At 68.3% G+C, this 17,950-nt stretch carries 12 protein-coding genes; 6 read left to right on the top strand and 6 right to left on the bottom strand.

Annotation, left to right across the window (positions count from 1 at the left end; genetic code table 11):
- Positions 1 to 116: 116 nt before the first annotated feature.
- Genes OXU32_16570 through OXU32_16555 form a run of 4 tightly spaced genes read right to left on the bottom strand, consistent with a single transcriptional unit; the run spans position 117 to position 6,481 of the window.
- Positions 117 to 3,560: a methylmalonyl-CoA mutase family protein gene (locus OXU32_16570; GenBank protein MDE0075570.1), complete on the bottom strand. Its 3,444-nt coding sequence runs from the start codon at positions 3,558 to 3,560 to the stop codon at positions 117 to 119.
- A gap of 10 nt (positions 3,561 to 3,570) precedes the next feature.
- Positions 3,571 to 4,578, bottom strand: coding sequence for a diacylglycerol kinase family lipid kinase (locus tag OXU32_16565; GenBank protein ID MDE0075569.1), 1,008 nt, complete (start codon positions 4,576 to 4,578; stop codon positions 3,571 to 3,573).
- Positions 4,530 to 5,192: a hypothetical protein gene (locus OXU32_16560; protein ID MDE0075568.1), complete on the bottom strand. Its 663-nt coding sequence runs from the start codon at positions 5,190 to 5,192 to the stop codon at positions 4,530 to 4,532. The genes OXU32_16565 and OXU32_16560 overlap by 49 nt, the downstream gene beginning before the upstream one ends.
- Positions 5,183 to 6,481: an aminotransferase class I/II-fold pyridoxal phosphate-dependent enzyme gene (locus tag OXU32_16555; GenBank protein MDE0075567.1), complete on the bottom strand. Its 1,299-nt coding sequence runs from the start codon at positions 6,479 to 6,481 to the stop codon at positions 5,183 to 5,185. Before OXU32_16555 ends, OXU32_16560 begins: the two co-directional genes overlap by 10 nt.
- A 252-nt stretch (positions 6,482 to 6,733) precedes the next feature.
- Between OXU32_16555 and OXU32_16550 the strand changes: the two genes are divergently transcribed.
- The 3 genes from OXU32_16550 to OXU32_16540 are packed head-to-tail and all read left to right on the top strand — an operon-like array spanning position 6,734 to position 9,179.
- Positions 6,734 to 7,417, top strand: a complete 684-nt coding sequence (locus OXU32_16550; GenBank protein MDE0075566.1) for a lysophospholipid acyltransferase family protein — start codon at positions 6,734 to 6,736, stop codon at positions 7,415 to 7,417.
- On the top strand, positions 7,414 to 8,448 hold the full coding sequence (locus tag OXU32_16545; protein ID MDE0075565.1) for a hypothetical protein: 1,035 nt from the start codon (positions 7,414 to 7,416) through the stop codon (positions 8,446 to 8,448). Before OXU32_16550 ends, OXU32_16545 begins: the two co-directional genes overlap by 4 nt.
- Positions 8,445 to 9,179: a CDP-alcohol phosphatidyltransferase family protein gene (locus OXU32_16540; protein MDE0075564.1), complete on the top strand. Its 735-nt coding sequence runs from the start codon at positions 8,445 to 8,447 to the stop codon at positions 9,177 to 9,179. The genes OXU32_16545 and OXU32_16540 overlap by 4 nt, the downstream gene beginning before the upstream one ends.
- A 32-nt stretch (positions 9,180 to 9,211) precedes the next feature.
- Here OXU32_16540 and OXU32_16535 read toward each other — a convergent pair whose 3' ends face one another.
- On the bottom strand, positions 9,212 to 12,457 hold the full coding sequence (locus OXU32_16535) for a glycosyl hydrolase (GenBank protein ID MDE0075563.1): 3,246 nt from the start codon (positions 12,455 to 12,457) through the stop codon (positions 9,212 to 9,214).
- Between the two features lie 279 nt (positions 12,458 to 12,736).
- On the opposite strand from OXU32_16535, the gene OXU32_16530 reads away from it, so the two are divergent.
- Complete coding sequence (locus OXU32_16530; protein ID MDE0075562.1) at positions 12,737 to 14,215, top strand: serine hydrolase; 1,479 nt, start codon at positions 12,737 to 12,739, stop codon at positions 14,213 to 14,215.
- 2 nt (positions 14,216 to 14,217) lie between these two features.
- Complete coding sequence (locus OXU32_16525; GenBank protein MDE0075561.1) at positions 14,218 to 15,867, top strand: M20/M25/M40 family metallo-hydrolase; 1,650 nt, start codon at positions 14,218 to 14,220, stop codon at positions 15,865 to 15,867.
- Positions 15,868 to 15,880: 13 nt separating this feature from the next.
- Here the strand turns inward: OXU32_16525 and OXU32_16520 are convergent, their stop codons facing one another.
- Positions 15,881 to 17,047, bottom strand: coding sequence for an ATP-binding protein (locus tag OXU32_16520; GenBank protein MDE0075560.1), 1,167 nt, complete (start codon positions 17,045 to 17,047; stop codon positions 15,881 to 15,883).
- A gap of 188 nt (positions 17,048 to 17,235) precedes the next feature.
- Between OXU32_16520 and OXU32_16515 the strand changes: the two genes are divergently transcribed.
- A complete protein-coding gene (locus tag OXU32_16515; GenBank protein MDE0075559.1) occupies positions 17,236 to 17,907 on the top strand; it encodes a DUF305 domain-containing protein in 672 nt (223 codons plus the stop codon).
- Positions 17,908 to 17,950 lie beyond the last annotated feature (43 nt).

The raw sequence follows: 17,950 nt of genomic DNA, 5'->3' as shown, positions 1-17,950 counted from the left end.
CCTTCGCCAATCTGATGACATGTCACCTCGTCCGGTATCTTCCACGTATGGCCCCTCGGTAATCTACGACCCCACGACTCTCGCCAACCTCGCGGAGATCTCCCAAAGCCCGGCCCCTACATGTTCCGCCGGTACTGCCCGCCCACTTCGTACAGCACGCCCGTGATCTGCCCCAGCGTACACACCTTGCAGGCCTCCATGAGCGCGGCGAAGGTGTTTCCGCCCGCCAGCGCCACCCGCCTCAGCTCGTCGAGCGCGGCGTCGGCACGGCCCCGGTTGCGCGCCCTGAAAGCCCGGTTTGACGCGATGGCGTAGTCCTTCTCTTCGGGGTTGGCGCGGATGACCTCGTCGGGAACCCGCGTGGGCGATCCCTCGGGCCCCAGGAAAGTGTTCACCCCCACGATGGGCAGCTCCCCGCTGTGCTTGCGCGACTCGTACTCGAGCGATTCGTCCTGGATGCGGCCGCGCTGGTACATGCGTTCCATCGCCCCGAGCACGCCTCCGCGCTCCGACAGCCGCAGGAACTCGCGCATCACCGCCTCCTCCACCAGGTCGGTCAGCTCCTCGATGATGAACGAGCCCTGCAGCGGGTTCTCGTTCTTCGAAAGCCCCAGCTCCCTGCTGATGACCAGCTGAATCGCCAGTGCACGGCGCACGCTCTCCTCGGTGGGCGTGGTGATGGCCTCGTCGTAGGCGTTGGTGTGCAGCGAGTTGCAGTTGTCGCAGAGGGCGTAGAGGGCCTGCAGCGTGGTGCGGATGTCGTTGAAGGCGATCTCCTGCGCGTGCAGGCTGCGTCCCGAGGTCTGGATGTGATACTTGAGCCTCTGCGAGCGGGCGTTGGCGCCGTACACGTGCTTCATCGCCTTCGCCCAGATGCGGCGCGCAACCCTCCCCAGGACCACGTATTCCGGGTCCATGCCGTTGGAGAAGAAGAACGACAGGTTGGGCGCGAAGTCGTCGACGCGCATCCCGCGCGAGCGGTAGTACTCGACGTAGGTGAAGCCGTTGGCGAGGGTGAGCGCGAGCTGGGTGACGGGGTTGGCGCCGGCTTCCGCGATGTGGTATCCCGAGATCGAAACCGAGTAAAAGTTCCGCACCCCTTCGTCGATGAAGTACTGCTGGATGTCGCCCATCAGCCGGAGCGCCAGCTCGATGGAGAAGATGCAGGTGTTCTGCGCCTGATCCTCCTTGAGGATGTCGGCCTGGACGGTGCCTCGGACCACGGCGAGGGTCTCGCGCCGGATGCGCTCGTAGACGTCGGCGGCAAGGACCTCGTCGCCGCTCACGCCGAGCAGCATCAGGCCGAGGCCGTCGTTGCCTTCGGGAAGCGCGCCCTGGTAGCGGGGACGCTCCACGCCGCGCTCGTGGTACAGGGCCTGGATGCGCTCCTCGACCTCGGCCTCGAGACCGTTCTCTCGTATGTGGAGTTCGCACTGCTGGTCGATGGCCGCGTTGAGGAAGAAGCCGAGCAGCATGGGCGCCGGGCCGTTGATGGTCATGGACACGCTGGTGGACGGGTTCGCGAGGTTGAACCCGGAGTACAGCTTCTTGGCGTCGTCCACCGAAGCCACGCTCACGCCCGAGTTGCCCACCTTGCCGTAGATGTCCATGCGCTCGTCCGGATCCTCGCCGTAGAGCGTCACCGAGTCGAAGGCGGTGGAAAGCCGGTTGGCCAGGCTGGCGCGGCTGAGGAAGTGGAAGCGCCGGTTGGTGCGCTCGGGACCGCCCTCGCCCGCGAACATGCGCTGTGGATGCTCCTCCAGGCGCCGCAGGGGGAAGACCGCGGCGGTGTAGGGAAACGCCCCCGGGACGTTCTCGGTGAGCCGCCAGCGCAGCACCTCGCCCCAGTCGTGAAAGCGGGGGAGCACCACTCGCGGGATGCGCGAGCCGGCGAGCGATTCGCTGTAGAGGCTCCGCTCCACGGTCCGCCCGCGAACCTCATAGGCGTAGGTGTCGGCCTGGTAGCGGCGCTTCACCGCCGGCCATTCCTCGAGCAGGGCCAGGCTGCGTTCGTCGAGCCGCGCGCGCGTATTGCGGTAGAGGTCGATCAGGCGGGCGAGCGCTTCGTCCTCCCCATCCGCGATGTGCAGTTCGGGCGCGACTTCTTCCGTTTCGTCTCCGCCGCCAGCGTCCGGGTCGGTCCGCAGCAGCCGGATCGCCCCGTGCAGTTGATACAGCTGGCGGGCCAGCGCGGCCTGTTCGTCCACGCGGCGGCCGTAGTCGCGGCCCGCCTCCACGATCTCGGCCAGGTAGCGGGTGCGCTCGGGGGGTATCGGCGTGTGCTCCGCCCGGTCGTCGTCGACGGGGTCGCGTTCGGTCGCGAGCGCCGCGCCCGTCTTGCGCCGCAACTGGTCGAGCAGCGCCAGGTACAGGCGGTTCACGCTGGCGTCGTTGAAGCGCGAGGCCACCGTTCCGTACACCGGGAGCGCCTCGTCGGGCACGCTCCACAGGCGGTGGTTGCGCCGGTACTGCTTGCGCACGTCCCGCAGCGCGTCCAGCGCCCCTGGGCGGTCGAACTTGTTGATGGCAACCACATCCGCATAGTCCAGCATGTCGATCTTCTCGAGCTGGCTGGCGGCGCCGTATTCGGCCGTCATCACGTACAGCGACACATCCGAATGCCCCACCACCTCGGCGCCGAACTGACCGATCCCGGGCGTCTCGATGATGACCAGGTCGTAGCCCGCGGCCTTGCAGACGTCCACCGCCTGGCGCACGTGCGGCGACAGGCCGAGCGTCGAGGCGCGGGTGGCCAGCGAGCGCATGTACACCCGCGGGCTCGCGGCGGCGTTCACCCGGATGCGGTCGCCCAGGAGCGCGCCCCCGGTCCGCCGCTTGGACGGGTCCACCGAGATGATCGCGACCCGGCCGTCCGAGGTGCCGGACAGGTAGCGCCGCACCAGCTCGTCCACCAGCGACGATTTGCCCGAGCCGCCCGTGCCCGTGACGCCCAGCACCGGCACCCGCCGGGCTGTCGCCATCTCGGCCACCATCTCCATCGCTTCGTCGGCACCGGCGTAGCCGTTCTCGGCCGCCGAGATCAGGCGCGCCACCGCGCCCGCGTCCCCCTGCCCGAGCGCGCGCACCTCGCCCACCGGATCCTCGAGCGACGTTCGCACCGAATCGCGCGCGCCCTTCAGCACCTCGTCGATCATCCCCTGAAGCCCCATCGCCCGCCCGTCATCGGGAGAGAAGACCCGGTCGATGCCGCGCCGGTGCAGCTCCTCGGCCTCCGCGGGCAGAATGGTCCCGCCGCCGCCGCCGAAGATGCGGATGTCCGCGCCCCGCTCGCGCAGCAGGTCGCGCACGTAGGTGAAGAACTCCATGTGACCGCCCTGGTACGAGCTGATCGCGATGGCGTGCGCGTCTTCCTGGACCGCGCACTCCACGATCTCGAGGGCGGACCGGTTGTGCCCCAGGTGGATGACCTCCGCACCCGAATCCTGGAGGATCCGGCGCATCACGTTGATGGCGGCGTCGTGCCCGTCGAAGAGCGACGCCGCCGTGACTACGCGGATGGGCTGAGCGGTGCTCGGCGGGGCGGCAGCAAGGCGATCCATCCAGCCTCCTTCACGGAACGATCACCGGGAGCGCCGACGGGACGACATCGACCCGCACCTCGCCCGTGCGCGACTGATGCACGTCGCCGTCGACCTCGTAACGTACGCGCTCGTCGAACTGTACGGCAAAAGCGCGGTCCTGACGCAAAGAGACCTCCTTCGCCCCCACATGCCTGCCCTTCTCGGCCAGGCTGAACAGGCGCGCTCGGCCCAGGGGCGAGGAATCGGCGATCGCGCACGCGTCCAGACGGCCGTCCTCGAGGTCCGCGTCCGGAGCGATCGGGAATCCGCCCCCGAAGATGCGTCCGTTCGATATCGTGAGTATGAGATGCCGTCCTTCGGTGCTCCATCCGCCGCCGTCCGTCAGCCGGAGCCGGGGACTCCTGTACAGGAACAGTTGCTGCAGCGCGGTGACCTTGTACAGGACCGCTCCCCGCAGGAAGCGTGCCCGCAGCGTGGCATCGATGACCGCGATGTCGAAGCCGAAGCCGACCAAGTTCAAGAAGTGGCGCGGTGCATCCCGCCAGGGCTCGGCGTCATCCACCTCCGGATGCGGGGCCGGCCGCCACTCCGACACCACCCGCCCGACATCGATGCGCCGGGTCCGGCCCGCCGCCAGCGCCGCCACGGCCTGCTCCGGGTCGCCGTAGCTGAGCCCGAGGCTCTTGCCGAAGTCGTTGCCGGTTCCCGAAGCCAGCAGTCCCAGCGTGACATCCGGGCGCCCGGCCGCCACCACGCGATCCGCCACCTGGCTCCAGGTGCCGTCGCCGCCGACCGCCACGACCAGCTTCGCACCCCCGGCGATGGCCCTGTCCGCGAGTTCGGCTTCCTCGCCGGGCGCCGTGGTCGCCGCCCACTCCCAGGAAGCGAGGTGCCTCTTGAGAAGTTCCCGGTAGAGCGGGATGCGGCGCGCGCCCCGGCCGTGCCCCGAGGCCGGGTTGAAGATGACGAAGGTGCGCGCCCTGCCGCTCAGATGCGCTCGAGCTCCTCGAATACCTGGACGCCGTCCGTCATCCACTGCTCGCGGAACGGATAGGTGGCCACCTGGTCCAGCGTGAGCTGGGAGGTCATGGGATGCTCGTGGAGCTTCAGCGACCCGGCCTCCTCCTCGTGCTCGCTGTGCGGCCCCCGCATGTGGATGTCCACCTTGAAGCGGTCTTCGCCGTTGATCATGAACGACTGGTACAGGTGATCGACGGGCTCCGAATCGTGGTCCGCGACCTCGAAGTCCAGGATCGGCCGATCGCCCTCGCTCACCTCCACGCGCATGCGCCCGTCCGAAGGCAGAAAGCGGATGTCGAGGTCCTGCATGTAGTGCGGAAGGTGCCAGCGCTCGATGGCGTGCTCGCGCGACGCCTCGGTGCTCGTGCCCACCAGGAAGGGATAGAAGGCCGATTTCGCCATGCCCTGGCCCGGGGCGATCAGCGGCGGCACGATCACGGAAAGCACGATCTCCTGATAGGTGCCGACCATGCTGCCGGTGAAATCGAAGGCCGTGACGGCGAGGATGCTGGCTTCGTGCTGGACTTCGAGCGGCTGAAGGTGCGGGGGAAGGATGCGCCGGGCGTCCGACGTTGCGATCTCGAAAAAGGCGCTGACGGCCTGGGAATAGTGATATCGGGTCAGGGGCATTTTCCGTATTTCTGGAGGATGGAGATGATGATTTCGGCGCCCTCCTCGAGTTCGGATCGGGTGTGCGCCGCCGAGATGGACATGCGGAAGCGTGACTTGTGCTTGCCCACGGCGGGGAAGCGGACCGGGTTGATGTAGACCCCCCGGTGCAGAAGGTCCTCGGCGATCTGGAAGATGCCGGCGTCGTCGCGGATCATGATCGAGATCACCTGCGAGGTGGAATCGCCCACGTCCACGCCGGCCTCGCCCAGCAGCCCATGCATGTAGCGGGCATTGTCCCAGAGCCTGTCGCGCAGCTCCGGCTCGGCCCTCGCGATCTCCAGCGCCTTCAGCAGGCCGGCCGTGACCGGGGGCGGAAGCGCGCACGAGAACACCCGGGAGCGCGCGAAGCCGCGCAGGTAGTAGATGAGCTCGGCCGGGCCGGCGACGAACCCGCCCAGGCCCCCGAGGCTCTTTGAAAACGTGCCCAGGTGGATGTCGACCTCGTCGTCGAGGCCGAAATGCTCCGCGACGCCGCGGCCGTTCGGACCGTAGACGAAGGTGGAATGCGCCTCGTCGATGAGCAGACGCGCACCGTGCTTCCTGCAGACGTCGACGATCTCGGGCAGCCTGGCCACGTCACCGTCCATCGAGTAGACGCCCTCGACGACCACCAGCTTCTTGCCGCTGAATCCGCGGAGCTTGCGGTCGAGATCCTCCGGGTTGTTGTGCTTGAAGAAACGTGAGGTCGCCTTGGAGAGGATCATGCCGTCGACGATGCTGGCGTGGGCCAGCTTGTCGGCCACGATCAGGTCGCCGGGACGCATCAGCCCCGAGATGAGCCCCACGTTGGCGCTGTATCCCGTCGGGAAGATGAGGGCGCCTTCCTTGCCCTTGAAGTCCGCCATCTCCGTCGCCAGCCGCTTGTACAGGTCCATGGTGCCCGAAAGCACCGGCGACCCCGAGGCTCCGGCGCCGTACTTGCGAACCGCGTCGCAGACCGCCTCGATCACTTCGGGACGATAGGAAAGGCCCAGGTAGTTGTAGGACGCGAAGTTGATCAGTCCCTCGCGCGTCTCGCTCGTCTTGGGATCGCCGATCTCGACCCGCGTCGCGGGCGCCGAGCCCATCGGCAGCCCGTAGAGGTAGTAGCCTCCGTCGAACTCGGCGTCCTTCCACCATTCGCCGAACGGCTGCAGGATGCTGAACGGATCCGTGCCCGCCGCGAAGTAGAAGTTGGTGTAGTCGTAGTCGCTCAGCCCGCGAAGCGGCGGGCGCTCATCCCCAGGCTCGGCTCGGCGCTGGGCCACGGCCGTCCTTCCGTCCGTCGCGGCGGCGAAGGAATCCCCGGTCCCGTCGCGGACCGCCCGTCGCGTTGACGCCGAAGCGGATTTCCTGCTAGCGTTTCCGTTGTCACTCATATGTTTGCCCGATGTTCTTCCGATCGGACCACACCCGCCATACAGGACACGTCATTGGACCTCCGTGGCGCCTCTACGCTGACCGCGCTGGGCGCGGCTCTATTGGCTTGCGATCTGATTCAGCGCCTCCTGATCGCACCCATGGCGCGATTGCTGCCGGGGAATCGTGACGCTCTGCTCACCGAGTGGCAGCGCTTCACGGCTCATGTGGTCATTTTTTTTCTTCGTCATATGGGCGGGGTCCGTTTCGGCCAGTTGCCTGACGTCCCGGCAACTGCCGGCGTGCTGGTGCTCATGAACCACCAGTCGCTGCTGGACATCCCGCTCGTCGTCGCGTCGATGCACGGCGTCTACCCCCGCATCGTGACGCGCCGGCGATACGCACGCGGCGTTCCCCTAATATCCCACATGACAAGGCTGTACCGATACCCCCTCGTCGATGCGAGAGCAACCCTGCGCGGCGAGTTGAAGCAGCTCCGCAGGGAAGCGGCCGCTTCCACGCACCCCCTCGTCATCTACCCGGAGGGAACCCGGAGCAGGACGGGTCGCATCGGCCCTTTCAAGACGCTGGGGCTGGCGACCATTCTGGCGGCACGCCGCTGGAGCGTGTACGTGGTGGTGGCGGACGGATTGTGGAAGTGGACACGGCTCAAGGACTTCTTCGGAAACCTACCGCTGATGCGGACCCGAGTCGAGTGCCGGGGACCCTTCGAGTCGCCGGCGGCGGATGAGGATCTGGATGGGTTCATCAGAGAGATGCGAAGCGTCATGACCGGCATGCTCGGTGAAATGCGTGGCGTCACTCCGGCGGCGGAGCCCGCATGAAGGGGATGGACGGGCCCATCGCGCATCTGGTTTCAAGGCTGCGCAAGACCGGCGGCGACGGCCTGGTGGCCGTGCTCGCGTACGGCTCGCGGCTCGTGTCGGCAAGCCCGGACCGGCACAGCGCCTACGACCTGATCGTCGTCGTTGACGACTACGGGGCGTTCTATCGCGCGCTCTCCGACGGCGGCTACACGGCGCGCAGCGCGGGCCTGCTGGCCACGGTGAGCCGGGTGCTGCCTCCGACCGTCATTGCCTTCTGGCCTGCTCCGCCGGACGGTCCGCTGGCCAAGTGCCTCGTGCTTTCGCGAGCCGACTTCCAGCGGGAACTCGGGCCGCGCCGCCTCGACCATTTCTGCCTGGGCCGCATGGCGCATCACATCTCGGTGGTGCATGCCCGCGACCCGGAGGCGGCCGCGTGGGTCGAGGAGCTGATCGCCGGGGCGAGGCGGATGGTGCTCGACTGGACCCTGCCGTTCCTGGAGGGCTCGTTTTCCGTGGACGACTTCTGCCGGCGCATGCTCGAGATTTCGTACGCCGGAGAGATCCGTCCGGAACGCGGAGGCCGGGTGAGCGCCGTGTACGAGGCTCAGCGGGAAACGCTGCGTGGCATCTACGCGCCCATCCTGGAGGCCGAGGTGGCGTCCGGGATACTCGAGCGATCGAACGGCAGGTACCGCGCCGCTCGTCCCGCGTCGTCCGTGGCCCAACTCAGGTTGAACGCGTATTTCGGCATCAGCAAGGCGCGAGCCACCACCCGCTGGGTCAAGCACATGCTGACCTTCGACAGCTGGTTCCCCTACATCGTGCGCAAGGTGGAGCGGCGCACCGGGATGACGCTCGAGATCACGCCCCTGGAGCGGCGCTTTCCGTTTCCACTGCTGCTTCCCAAGGCGTTGCGGGTGCTGCGGGCCGGGCGGGTGCAATCGAGAGTGGACCGGAAGTCCGGGGGCGGGCGGGGGCGCCCGGCGCCCGAGACCCGAACCGGCGGGAGGGGGAGCTCGCGGGCATCCAACGGAGCCGGGGCATCGTGAGGTCCGAGCTGACAGCTCTGGTCGTGGTCGTGGGGATTGCGCTCGCCACCATGCCGGTCTTCGCGTTGAGCGGCGCCAACCGCGCGGCCGACGCGCTCGAGTCCTCGGCCCGGGGCAAGTTCGTGCTGGGATCCTTCGTGCGCCGCTGGTTCTTCTGGTTCGTGCGGCCGGTGGAGCGGGCGTCGCTGCTTCTCGGGCTTTCGCCCCTCTTCTACAACCTGCTGGGGTTCGCCTTCGGCGCGGTGGCGGGGTGGTTCTTCGCTTCGGGGCGGTTCGCGATGGGAGGCTGGGCGGTCCTGCTCAGCGGCGTCGCGGATGCCCTGGACGGCCGGGTTGCGCGGGCGCGAGGCCTTGCGGGGCCGCGGGGGGCGTTCCTGGACTCGACCATCGACCGGTTCGCCGAGGTGGCCGCGTTCGTGGGGCTGGCGGTGGCTTTTCGCGCCTCGGGTGGGGCGCTCGCGGTGGTGGCCGCGGCGCTGGGCGGCTCGCTACTGGTCAGCTATACGCGCGCCCGCGGCGAGAGCCAGGGCGTGCTGTGCACGGCGGGCGTCATGCAGCGCGCCGAGCGGCTCCTGCTGATCGGCTTCGGCGCGATCCTCGACGGCACCGGCTCCGCGCTCCTGGGGCGCGACCCGGGCACGGTCCTGCTGGGCGCATTGGTAGTGACCGCGGTGGGAACAGTTGCCACCGCCGTCTTCCGCACGGTGTGGATCGCGCGAAGGCTGACGTAACGTCAGGGTTTGCGGGCGGAGCGCGTCTGGCCTTACCCCCCGCGCCGCCGCACCGGCATCGTCACCGCCTCGCCCGGGTCGGGGCGGATCCCCTGCTCGTCAAGCCGGCGGTAGAGCGCCGGCATCTCGTCCGTCACGATCTCGTTCAGGCGTTCGATGAGCGGCGGCACCTTCTCCCAGGCCTGGTCGAGTTGCCAGAGCTGGTCGGCGGTGGGTCGCGTGCTGGACGACTCGATGGCGCCCGCGCCCCGCGCTCCCGCGGCCGCCTGGTTGATGTCGCGGCCGAGTTCACGCGCCTCTTCGAGCAGGGCGCTCACTTCATCGCTCAGGTCTTCCGGCGCCTCTTGCTGCTCCCGCAGGAGCGCGCTGACCTCCATGAGCTGAGTGGTGACGCGCTGGACGGCCTGCCCGGCCTCGTAAACGGGACCCGCGAGGTCATAGGCGCTCAGCAGCGCGGCCTGTCGCGCCTCAAGGTCGGCTCGGCTCATCTCGACCCGCGGATCCAGGCGCACCGCCACCTGCTTTTCCTGTGTCACGCCGGCGGCCTCCAGCCGCACCGTGTAGGTGCCGGGGAGCACCCGCGGACCGCGCGCCTGTCCACCCCCGAAGCCTCCGCCGAACTGCTGGGGCGGACCCGATGGCGTGTAGGGAGGCTCGATTCGCAGATCCCACCGCACCTGCCGGATGCCCGCGGCACCCGGCCCGGTGAGCTCGCGCACCACCTCGCCGCCTTCGTCGAGGATGGTGATCTTCGGCTCGCCGGGGGCGCCAGAGGAGCCATCGTCCGCGCCATCGCCGTTTTCCCCCGAGGACGCGGCAACCTGCGCTGCCGCCGCAATGTCCTCACCGAGGTAGTACCGAATCAACGCCCCGGCCGCCGGGTTGGGCGACACGTACACCCCCGGCGTCCAGCCCTGTGGCGTGTAGGGGTTGTACGAGGTGGCGCGCCGCACCGGGAAGAGGTGGACGTTCGCCGCCAACACCTCGGCAGTAAGACCCTCCAGCGGCGCGATGTCCTCCATGATGTAGATGCCGCGCCCGTGCGTACCCAGCACGAGATCGTTCTCGCGCGAGTGGATCTTGATGTCGTCGACCGGAACCGCGGGCAGCCCGTTGTCGAGGGCCACCCACTGTTCCCCGCCGTCGACCGAGAAGGACACTCCGAGCTCGTGGCCCACGAAGAGCAGGCCGGCCGTGCGATGGTGTTCGGCAATGACATTGACGGAGGTCGCCGGCAGCCCGTCGACGATGCGCCGCCAGCTCTCCCCGTAATCGGTGCTCACGTAGACGTGGGCCGCGAAGTCGTTGTTGCGGTGGCCGTCGAAGGTGGCGTAGACGGTGCCCTGATCGTGCGCCGACGCCACCACCCGGCTCACGTAGGTGCGCTCGGGCAGCCCGGGGATGTTGCCGGTCACGTCCGCCCAGGAGCCGCCTCCGTCGCGCGTTGCGTGCACCCTGCCGTCGTCGCTGCCCACGTAGAGCAACTCGGCGTCGAACGGCGACTCCGAGATCGTCTCCAGATTGCCGTAGGAGGCCTGTCCATCGTTGGCCGACATCTGCGGCTCCGAGCCGAGGACGCCCATGATCTCCAGTTCCGTGCGGTCCATGGCGTGGGTGAGGTCGGGGCTGATCTCCTCCCAGGTCATCCCCAGATCGCGCGAGCGGAAGAGCACGTTGCTCCCCACGTAGACGGTGTTCTCGTCGTGCTGGGAGAGGAGCACCGGGGTGTCCCAGTTCCAGCGCAGCTCCCGGTCCTCGTCATCTCCCGATGGCCGACCCACCGGCCGCATGCGGGTGCGCTCCATGGTCACCAGGTCGACGCGCATGAGGTTGCCGCCCTGCGACTCGGAGAACATCACGCGCGGGTTGGTCGGGTGCATGACCGTATAGAAGCCGTCGCCGCCCCCGACGTTGTACCAGTCGCGGGTGCGAATGCCCTGGTTGGACCAGGTGTCGCTCGGACCGCACCAGGAGCCGTTGTCCTGGAGTCCGCCGCACACATGGTAGGGATCGCGCATGTCCACGCCGATCTCGTAGAACTGGGCCAGGGACAGATTGGTCAGCTGGCGCCAGGTGTCGGAACGGTCCCAGCTGATCGACACGCCGCCGTCGCCGCCCAGAATGATGTGGTCGGAGTTCGCAGGATTGATCCACATGGCGTGGTGGTCGGGGTGGACTTCGGACGCGGCGTCGGGGGTGAAGTTGTTGCCCCCGTCGAGCGACTTGAAGAGGCTCGACCCGGCGGTGTAGATGCGCTCCGGGTCGGTGGGATCCACCCAGATCTGGCTGTAATACATGGGACGGTTGTTGGTCGTGCTGATCTGTTCCCACGTCTCGCCCCGGTCGGTGGAGCGGTACACGCCGTTCTGCGACGAGCCGCCTCCACCCCCGCCGAATCCCTGCCCGGGCGTGCGCTTGTCGGCTTCCACGATGGCGAACACCAGGTTGCCGTCACCCCGGAAGATGTCCAGCCCGATGCGTCCCATGTCGCCATCAGGCAGCCCCTCTGTGAGCTCCACCCAGGTAGCCCCGCCGTCGGTGGTGCGATGGATGCCGCTCCCGGGTCCGCCCCCGTTGAAGCCCCACCCGGTGCGCCGGCGCTGATACATCGCGGCGAACAGGGTCTCGGGGTCGGTCGGGTCCATCGCCAGGTCGATGGCGCCCGTGTCCTCGTCCACGAAGAGCACCAGCTCCCAACTCTCCCCGCCATCGGTGGTCTTGTAGATGCCCCGCTCCGGGTTGGCGCCCCACAGCCGCCCGACCGCCGCCACGTACACGATGTTCGGGTCGCGCGGGTGGACGCGGATGCGGGAGATGTGGTGGGTCTCCTCGAGCCCCATGTGCCGCCAGGAACGCCCGGCATCGGTGGACCTGTAGACGCCGTTCCCCCACGGCGAGCTCTGGCGGTTCTGTGGCTCGCCGCTCCCCACCCACACCACGTTGGGGTTGGAGGGCGCGACCGTCACGTCGCCGACCGACTGGGTCGGCTGGTCTTCGAACACCGACTCGAAGGTGGTGCCGTGGTTGACCGTCTTCCACACCCCGCCGGTCGCGGTGCCCACGTAGAAGGTGGCGGGGTCGGACTCCACCACGGCCAGGTCCGAGACCCGCCCGCCCATGATGGTCGGACCGATGTTTCGCCACTCAAGGCTGGCGACCGCGGCCTCGATCCTCGCCGCATCCGTCTGCGCCGCGGCATCCGCGGGCCAGACCGGGACCAGCAAGGCAGCCACAGCCGCCCAGGTGAACACCGCACGCCGCCAGTCAATCGAGTTCATTGTCGTCTTCTCCTCCGGAACAGATCTCGCTCGAACTGACATTCTACGCCCCGTCCGGCCGCAACGGGAGCCTGTCCGGCGCGCGTGAATCGGCCCGGACGCCGCGGACGTCGAGGTCGGGCCTCCGGAGCCCGTGTCCGCACGGGAATCCACCGTTGTCCGCGTAGGACGGCACGCACTACACTGTATCCTGCCAGGGACGCGGACATGCCATCGCGCCTCTCCGAACGCTCCCAGGCCTTGAAGCCCGCTCCGCAGTATCTCGAGGAGGATGCCCCGATGAGACACCACCGAATCCGCCAACACGCCGGCGTGGCCACCCTGGCGCTTCTGCTTTCGGCGCCTCCAGCCGAAGCCCAGCAGTCGCTCGCCGACGACGCCGAGGTCGCGTCGGCCCTCCATCTCCTGGACATCTGGATGGACGCCGCGCAGGCCTACGGGGGCATCCCCGGAGCTTCGCTCTCCGTGGTCCACGACCAGGAGCTGGTGTGGGCGAAGGGATACGGATTCGCGCACATCGAAAGCGGGGAACCGGCGACTCCATCGACCATGTATTCGATCTGCTCCATCTCCAAGCTCTTCACGGCCGTCGGCGTGATGCAGCTGCGCGACCAGGGCAAGCTGGCGCTGAACGATCCCGTGGCGAACCACCTTGACTGGTTCAACATCCAGGACAAGTACCCGAAGGCGGGCCCGGTCGACATCGAGGGCCTGCTCACGCACAGCTCAGGCCTGCCGCGCGAGGCCGGGGTGCCCTACTGGACCGGCCCCGACTACCCCTTCCCGACCCACGAGAAGATCGTCGAGACGCTGCCCACGCAGACGATGCTCTACCCTCCTCGGACGTACTTCCAGTACTCGAATCTGGCCCTGACCCTGGCGGGCGAGATCGTGGCGGAGGCGTCGGGACAGAGCTACGACGACTACGTGCGCGCGCACATCCTGGATCCGCTGGGGATGACGAGCACCTTCACCGACCTGGAAGACCGCTTCCGCGGCAACCGCCTGGCGACCGGCTACACGGCGCGCGGCCGCGACGGCAAGCGCCATGTGATTCCCGACTACTGGGTGCGCGGCATCAGCGCCGCGGCGGGCTTCATTTCGACGGTGGAGGATCTCGGCCGCTTCGCTTCGTGGCAGTTCCGGGTGCTCGAGGGGGGTGATGCCCTGCTCGACCGCAACACGCTGCGCGAGATGCACCGCGTGCACTGGTCCGAGCCCGACGGCAACACCACCTACGGGCTGGGCTTCTCGGTGTGGAAGTCCGACGACGACACCTTCGTGGGCCATGGCGGATCGTGCCCCGGATACCGCAGCCACCTGCTGCTGCGGCCGCAGGACAAGGTGGCCACGGCCTTCATGACCAACGGTCAGGGCGTGAACTCCCGCCAGTTCGCGCAGACCGCGTTCGACATCGTCGCGCCCGCCCTCCAACGCGCGGAAAAGCGGTCGGCCGAGGATGGCCCGGCTGTCGACGCGGTGCAGGAAGATCTGCAGCGCTTCACCGGCACCTATCAGCGGCCCCTCGGCGGCGAGAGCGCGGTCCTGATGTGGGACGGCTCCGTGCAGGTGCTGTCGCTCCCCACCAACAACCCGCTCAGCTCCCTCACCCGGCTTCGTCACGTCGAGGACGGCACCTTCCGGCGCGTGCGCGACAACGGTGACCTGGGCGAGGAGTTCATCTTCGAGGAGATGCCCGACGGAAGCATGCGCATGTGGCGCAACGACAACTACAGCGTGCGCCCCGCGGGGATGTGAGCGTGAGCCTGCGTACGATGGGTCAGGCCGGTCGCAAGCCGACTTCGGCGAAAATCGGCCCGGCGCTGACTCGGATCCCGAAGTCTGCGTTGCTGCTGGCGCTGCTGGCCATCCCGGCGCCCGCGGCAACCCAGAATGCCCCACCCGCCGACCCCGCCGCCGCCTTCCCGGTCGACCGGGCGACGATCGCGCGCATCCGCGAGGAAGGCCTCAAGCGCTCGCAACTGCCGGGCACCCTCTCCTACATGACCGACGTGCTCGGCGGCCGCCTGACCAACTCGGACGCCATGGACCGGGCGCAGCGCTGGGTAGTCGGCGAGATGGAGCGCATCGGCCTCGTCAACGTCGCCCGCGAGCCCTTCATGCCCTACGGGGTCAGCTGGGACAACGAGTACGTGTCGGTCCACATGACCGCGCCCGCCTACCAGCCCCTGGTGGCCTACCCCATCGCCCACACGCCGGGCACGGACGGCAGGCTCGAGCTGGACGTCGTCATCGCCGACGTGCGCACCTGGACCGGCCTGGCCCCGCTTCGGGGGACGCTGCGCGGACGCGCCGTGCTCTCCACCCCGCCCCCCGCCATCGACCTGACCCGCTTCGCGACCGGCACCCCGCGCCGCACCGACGAGGAGATGCGCGCGCTCGCCGAGGCCGTGATCCCGCCTGCACCGGCCCCGGACGACTACTTCTCCGGCCTCTACCCCGATGCCCCGGCCAACCTCGACATCCTGACCGCGGCCGAGCGGCTCGCCTTCTACGTGGAGGAGGGGGTCGCGCTGGTGCTCGAGTCCAACAGCGGCTGGCCCGGGGCGGTGCGCGGCTTCGCCCGCCCCGGCGCCCGCGTGGACCGCTGGTCGCTCGAAGAAACCCTGTCCTCCGTGCCGGTCGTGGCGGTCACCCCGGAGCACTACAACCGCATGTACCGCATCCTGCGGCGCGGCATCCCGGTGACCATGGAGGCGGAGGTGCGCAACCGCCACGGGGACGAGGTCACGGAGGCAAGCAACGTGGTGGGCGAGATCCCCGGCACCGACCTCGCGCACGAGGTGGTCATGCTGGGAGCCCACTTCGACACCTGGCACGCGAGTCCCAACGCGAGCGACAACACCTCCGGGGTGGCGGTGATGCTCGAGGCCGCGCGCATCCTGAACGCCATCGGCGCGCGGCCGCGACGCACCATCCGGGTGGCGCTCTGGTCCGGCGAGGAGCAGGGGCTGTTCGGCTCCAGCGAGTACGTGCGCCAGCATTTCGGGAGTCCGGCGTCCGGCACCACCCGCGAGTACGAGAACTTCTCGGTCTACTTCAACCAGGACTACGGCCCGGGCCAGTACCGGGGGGTCTGGCTGCAGGAGAACGAGCACGTGCGCCCCATCTTCGAAGCCTGGATGGAGCCGCTGCGCGACATGGGCATGACGACTCTCTCGACCCAGGGCGTAGGCAGCACCGACCACGTCCCCTTCGACCGCGCCGGCCTGCCCGCATTCCAGTTCCTGCAGGCGCGCGTGGGCGGCACGGGAGGCCACACCAACCTCGACTTCTACGACACCCTCCCCATCGACGACCTGATGAAGAACGCCGTCATCATGGCTTCCTTCGTCTATCACGCCGCGATCGCGGACGCCCGCATTCCGCGAAAGGGGGTGGGGCGGTGAGGAGGTTCGGACGTTAGCCGAGTTCGCCGGGTAGCAGCCCCAGGAAACCTGCCAGCGGCAGGACCTCGACTCCGGCGATCGTCTGGGGACGATCTCCCAGAAAGACGACGATCCGGCGTTTGACGCGCGAACTCCGCGCTGCCAGCGAAGCAAGCCCGCGGAGCATTCGGCGGGTCACGTCCCGGCCCGCCTTCACCTCGATGCCCCACAGCTCGCGTCCCACCTCCAGGACGAAATCCACCTCGGCGCCGCCCCGCGTCCGGTAGTGGAAGAGCGCCGCCTCGGGCCAGAGCGTGCCGAGTCGCCGATGCAGTTCGGAAGCGACGAGATGTTCCAGAAGGAATCCGCGCTCGTCGGGCAGGGGCTCGTCCAGAGGGCGCCTGAGCAGTGCATTGCGGACACCGATGTCGAACAGGAACAACTTTCCGTGGCGGACCAGGCTGGACCGGTCCGATCCGCTCCATGCCGGAACCCGGAAGGCGACCAGCGTATCTTCGAGAACCTCGACGTAGCGACGGGCGGTCTCGTAGCCCAGGCCAGCATCCTTGCAAAGCGCGTGCACGTTGAGAATCCGGCCCGACGAGGCCGCAACCAGGTCCAGGAGCCGCGAGAAGCCGCCGAGATTTCGAACCAGGGCTTCGGCCTGGATCTCCTCCCGCAGATAGACGTCCGCATAGCTCCTGAGGTCCGCGCTCCGGATGCGCTCGTCCGGTTCCGCGTAGATTCCGGGGAGCGTGCCGTGGGCCAGGGCGCGATTCACATCGAAGCCGGCCCCCAGTTCGCAAGCGAGCAAGGGGTGCATGTGGTGAACGTGAATCCGCCCGGGGAGAAGATTGGCCTGGCCACGACGAAGCTTGCGCGCGCTGGATCCCGAGAGCAGGAACCGGAAGCGATCGGGCTGCTCGTCGACGAACACCTGGACGACATCGAGCAACGCCGGCACCCGCTGGACTTCGTCGATAAACACAGTCCTGTTTCCGGGCGAACAAGCGTGGAGTTCCCGCTCCAGCCGCTCCGGATGGCTCACGTAGTCGCGGAACGCCCGCGGGCTGGCCAGATTCACCGAGATGTCGGGCCCAAGCGAAGACAGGAGCGTCGACTTCCCTACCTGCCGAGGTCCGAGGATCAGGGCACTCTTCCGGGTGGAACGAAGTATGGCAGCCAGCAATCTAGGGTACATGTGGGTAAAATAGACTGATTTTTACCTCCAAACAATCGAAACAGGGAGGCTTCAAAGCGGGGTGCGAGCCAGTTCAAAACTCGATCTTGAAACGATCCGGGCGGACCGGACGACTGGTTGATACCACACAGGCCCGACGCCGCCGACCGCTGAAGCGAACCACCCTCAAACCTAGTATGTTGGAGGCCATGAATACCTGCCGCACCGTGCTCTTCGTTCTCCTCGCCGCCACCCAGGCCTGCGCGGGCTCCGGTCCGGGCGCGCCCGCGCCTGCCGCGCGCCCCGACGCCGACCGCGTCGCCCGGCTCGAGGCCATCTACCAGGCGCGTGCCGACAGCCTTCTGCTCAACCCGCACGAGGCCGACGTGCACTTCATCACCGGGATGATCGGGCACCACGCCCAGGCGCTGGTGATGGCGGGTTTCGCGCCCGACAACGGCGCCAGCCCGGCGGTCCAGGTCCTGTGCGCGCGCATCATCAACGCCCAGAGCGACGAGATCGACATCATGCAGCGCTGGCTGCGCGACCGAGGCCTTCCGGTGCCCGAGATCCATATCGAGGGCAGCACCCTCATGGTCCACGGACCGGAGCACGCCATGAACATGCCGGGGATGATCTCCCCCGAGCAGCTGCGCGAACTGGAGGAAGCCCGCAGAGCGGACTTCGACCGGCTCTTCCTCACCTACATGATCGAACACCACGAGGGCGCCGTCACCATGGTGCACGACCTCTTCGCCAGCGACGGCGCGGCCCAGGGCGACTTCATCTTCAAGATCGCCTCCGACATCCAGGTCGATCAGGCCACCGAGATCGCCCGCATGGAGCTGATGCTCGAGGAGATGACGACGCCCGGCCCGTGACCTGGACGCGCCGGCCCCGCTCCGACCCACCCGCCTGACCCGA

The organism is Gammaproteobacteria bacterium (assembly GCA_028819075.1).
GTDB lineage: Bacteria > Gemmatimonadota > Gemmatimonadetes > Longimicrobiales > Gaopeijiaceae > BD2-11.
This window is presented reverse-complemented; position numbering and strand designations above follow the sequence as displayed.

Bases quoted from the DNA above. Each gene is read 5' to 3' on its own strand.
- OXU32_16570 (MDE0075570.1), bottom strand. From the start codon at position 3,560: ATGGATCGCCTTGCTGCCGCCCCGCCGAGCACCGCTCAGCCCATCCGC.
- OXU32_16560 (MDE0075568.1), bottom strand. From the start codon at position 5,192: ATGCCCCTGACCCGATATCACTATTCCCAGGCCGTCAGCGCCTTTTTC.
- OXU32_16550 (MDE0075566.1), top strand. From the start codon at position 6,734: ATGGCGCGATTGCTGCCGGGGAATCGTGACGCTCTGCTCACCGAGTGG.
- OXU32_16545 (MDE0075565.1), top strand. From the start codon at position 7,414: ATGAAGGGGATGGACGGGCCCATCGCGCATCTGGTTTCAAGGCTGCGC.
- OXU32_16535 (MDE0075563.1), bottom strand. From the start codon at position 12,457: ATGAACTCGATTGACTGGCGGCGTGCGGTGTTCACCTGGGCGGCTGTG.
- OXU32_16530 (MDE0075562.1), top strand. From the start codon at position 12,737: ATGAGACACCACCGAATCCGCCAACACGCCGGCGTGGCCACCCTGGCG.
- OXU32_16520 (MDE0075560.1), bottom strand. From the start codon at position 17,047: ATGTACCCTAGATTGCTGGCTGCCATACTTCGTTCCACCCGGAAGAGT.
- OXU32_16515 (MDE0075559.1), top strand. From the start codon at position 17,236: ATGAATACCTGCCGCACCGTGCTCTTCGTTCTCCTCGCCGCCACCCAG.